Source organism: Neobacillus drentensis, assembly GCF_036966985.1.
GTDB lineage: Bacteria > Bacillota > Bacilli > Bacillales > Cytobacillaceae > Neobacillus > Neobacillus drentensis_E.
This window is the reverse complement of the sequence record NZ_JBALSN010000583.1, coordinates 1-2,851: the sequence shown is the minus strand read 5'-3', so window position 1 is coordinate 2,851 and position 2,851 is coordinate 1. Positions and strand designations below refer to the sequence as shown.

At 38.8% G+C, this 2,851-nt stretch carries 5 protein-coding genes; 1 reads left to right on the top strand and 4 read right to left on the bottom strand.

Annotated features, from left to right (window positions below; genetic code table 11):
* Positions 1-450 (top strand): anti-sigma factor (locus V7659_RS28410; protein WP_335543411.1); only part of this gene is annotated, 450 nt, incomplete at its 5' end.
* A gap of 71 nt (positions 451-521) precedes the next feature.
* On the opposite strand, the gene V7659_RS28405 is transcribed toward V7659_RS28410, so the two are convergent.
* The 4 genes from V7659_RS28405 to V7659_RS28390 all read right to left on the bottom strand — a co-directional run bounded on the left by V7659_RS28405 (position 522) and on the right by V7659_RS28390 (position 2,557).
* Complete coding sequence (locus V7659_RS28405) at positions 522-1,049, bottom strand: hypothetical protein (RefSeq protein ID WP_335543410.1); 528 nt, start codon at positions 1,047-1,049, stop codon at positions 522-524.
* A gap of 90 nt (positions 1,050-1,139) precedes the next feature.
* The gene (locus V7659_RS28400; protein ID WP_335543409.1) at positions 1,140-1,406 is read right to left on the bottom strand and encodes a hypothetical protein; all 267 of its coding nucleotides are present in this window, start codon (positions 1,404-1,406) and stop codon (positions 1,140-1,142) included.
* Positions 1,407-1,521: 115 nt separating this feature from the next.
* Positions 1,522-1,902 (bottom strand): hypothetical protein, encoded by a 381-nt coding sequence (locus V7659_RS28395; RefSeq protein WP_335543408.1) that lies wholly within the window; start codon positions 1,900-1,902, stop codon positions 1,522-1,524.
* A gap of 70 nt (positions 1,903-1,972) precedes the next feature.
* Positions 1,973-2,557, bottom strand: coding sequence for a multicopper oxidase domain-containing protein (locus tag V7659_RS28390; protein WP_335543407.1), 585 nt, complete (start codon positions 2,555-2,557; stop codon positions 1,973-1,975).
* Positions 2,558-2,851 lie beyond the last annotated feature (294 nt).

The window sequence follows — 2,851 nt, the reverse complement described above, 5'->3', positions numbered from 1 at the left end:
CAGACTCTTTATGGATTGGCAGCAGCCGCTTTTCTCTTTAGCTTTGTGGGAGTCATTTGGAATAATATAAATCTTAGAGACCAAGTAACAGAATTAAAGGAACAAGTTAATATTCCACCCGAGGTCATTGAGATTTACACCTTAAAAACAGCAAATCCTGGGGTTGATTCCGCCAAGGGGCAGGCTCTGCTTTACAAACAAGGTGATAAAAAACAGCTCGTTTTTCATATTAATGGTCTTGATGATACCAAGGGGTCTGAGGCATACCAGGTGTGGCTCATCCATGATGGGAACCGAAAAAGTGCAGGAACCTTCCATGTCGATGATGAAGGTAATGGCTCCCTTACCTACCAGTTGAAAGAAGAAATTTCTTTTGATGCGATTGGGATCTCACTCGAACCTGACGCCAACGGAACCCAGCCAAGAGGTAAAAAAGTGTTAGGAACATAAATGCTGAAAGCCCATGATTCTCACAACTGAGATTCATGGGCTTTTTTCATTAAGTACAAATTGATTCTTACTTATTTTTTAATATTTTTAGTAGGTGATGTAATAAACCAGCCTACAGGTGCTCCTGCAACCGGATGGGTTAACGTTCTTCCATCAATTACTGAGGCTGCATTGTTGTTAGCAATCGTTCCATCAATTTTGTAATTGTAATAGATACTTCCCTTGTTTACATCCTTATCTTTAAAGCTGAACGTGAGAGGTTTCTTAAATGATCCAATAATTTCATTTGTCTCTAAATCTATTACTCTAAACGCAAAATTCATGATTACAGTTTCACCTGCAGGAGCAACATTTTGGAATGTTTTATTATCCCCTTCTAGGACTTGAAACGTGACGTCGTTAGTGAAGGCCCCTTCAGGTATTTGAATTTTAATTCCACTATGACTCATCTTAGCTGCTTCCCCTGCTTCAATCTCCCTTTCTGCGACCACCTTAGAAAATCCCAACTGTGTAAAATCTGTAGCTGCGAATGCAACTGCACCAAACAAAAACATCGACATCATTACCAATCCAAGTAAGACCTTTAATCGTTTTTTCATTCACATGCAACTCCTTCATTCTTAATGGGCCTTCGTTAAAGGTAACGAGGATTTATCCAAATCGGTTTGAAGGAAATTCATTTTAATTATTTATTTTTTACTCTTTATAAATTGGACGATTCCCCCGCCAATAATAGAACCGATTGCAGCTGTACCAAAAATCATTAGATAGATTCGTTCTGCTAAATCCGCCATTCCTTCCCCTGGAAAAATAACTGCCTTTACAGCAGTAAGAATTGCTGCTAAGAAGAAGATTATTGCTGGACTCCAGGTTATCCAGCTAGCATCTATTTTAATTAATATTAACGTAAGACTAATCCAATTAGAAATATCACAAAGAAAAACATATACATCCACCCTTCCTTGTAAACAGTATATTCTCAATGGGATTGGCCGTTCTATTATCACTTCACAAAAATAAAAGCTGGAAAGCTACTTTATATTAGTAACTTTCCAGCTTTGAGATTAAGATCTACCTAAATCTGTATGCAAGACTTGGAACATCTACACTTGTAGGTGATGTGGCAGTGACACTTCCGACCCGAGGAACATTTGTGACTGTTCCAGTGCCACGATATCTCCACGCACCAAGCGTGTCAACTGCTACTTTCGCGATAATTTGGTTGTTTGAAGGAGGGCCAAGGTAAATAGTGACCGTCACCCCAGGTCCTTTTACCGCAGAGGTACCATCAATTCTCCATTCTCCACTTCGATATTCAGCCCCAGTAATCGCGATGTTTTCTGATTTAGTCTTGATCGTCACATTAGTAGAATCTTCAGCCCCAGCAACATTCTTAACAGTTAGTTTTAGGACTACATCATTGTTTTCCTTTGGAAAGTTGAATTTTGGCATTTTCGGATTTGTCAAATTTAATGTAGATATGCTGTCGGAAAGGTCGTGTATTCGTCGCTTCGTCCCCTTGCTACCAAGCCAATCCTGGGAAGTGTGCCGCAGAACCAAAGTCATCAAAAATTTGTTGGACTGCTGATGTTGGGTTTGAATATGGGGTCACACGATGACCTGCTTTTGCCTCATTTGGCATGACAACTAGCGCACCATGGAGTCCCATCATTCGGTTCACAGGGGCATTAAGGTTGTCATAATATAAATAAGTTCCGGCTTTAGCAGGAACAAATTGTTTTGTAATTGTATCTCCAGGCCTAATCGGACCAGTGTCGACTAGTCCCGGTATGTAAAACGCATGGGGTTCATCCAGACCATTCGTAACTGTGATCTTAACTGGATTACCTACAGTGGTAAAAATGTGGGGGCCAGGGACCTCTTCAGGGAAATTTTTCTCCTTGTAAAACCAGAAGTAGCACTGAGCCTTGTTAATTGCATTATGCGTTGCCATGTCCTTTATCCCATCGGTAATCGTAAAGTTAAGTTCTTGAACTTGTTCTGTCGCAAATAGCTTATTACCTGAAATCCATGATGGCATCATGCTTCCTACAAATAAAGTAGCAATACCGCCCCCTGCATATTTAACAAAATCTCTGCGTTTCATATTTTCCTCCTTTACATGATTCCTTGCTAATGGTACTAAATAACTATTCCGGGTTAGTTGGGAAAATTCCTAAAATAATTTTCATTTTTGGTTTTAGATTTTTTACAGAGGTAAAATAGTTACAGTCCATTTTTCACATATTAGTAGGTAAATTTAAGGTTCATCGTACAATTTTACCAAAAATTAACTATAGTGGAATCTGCGGGTAATACTATTATCCTCCTTAAATCCATAAAGGTTTTTTATGTAATTGGGAAAATGTGTTGAATTTTAAATAATAATAATCTATTTGTC

Bases quoted from the DNA above. Each gene is read 5' to 3' on its own strand.
- V7659_RS28395 (WP_335543408.1), bottom strand. From the start codon at position 1,902: ATGCCAAAATTCAACTTTCCAAAGGAAAACAATGATGTAGTCCTAAAA.
- V7659_RS28390 (WP_335543407.1), bottom strand. From the start codon at position 2,557: ATGAAACGCAGAGATTTTGTTAAATATGCAGGGGGCGGTATTGCTACT.
- V7659_RS28405 (WP_335543410.1), bottom strand. From the start codon at position 1,049: ATGAAAAAACGATTAAAGGTCTTACTTGGATTGGTAATGATGTCGATG.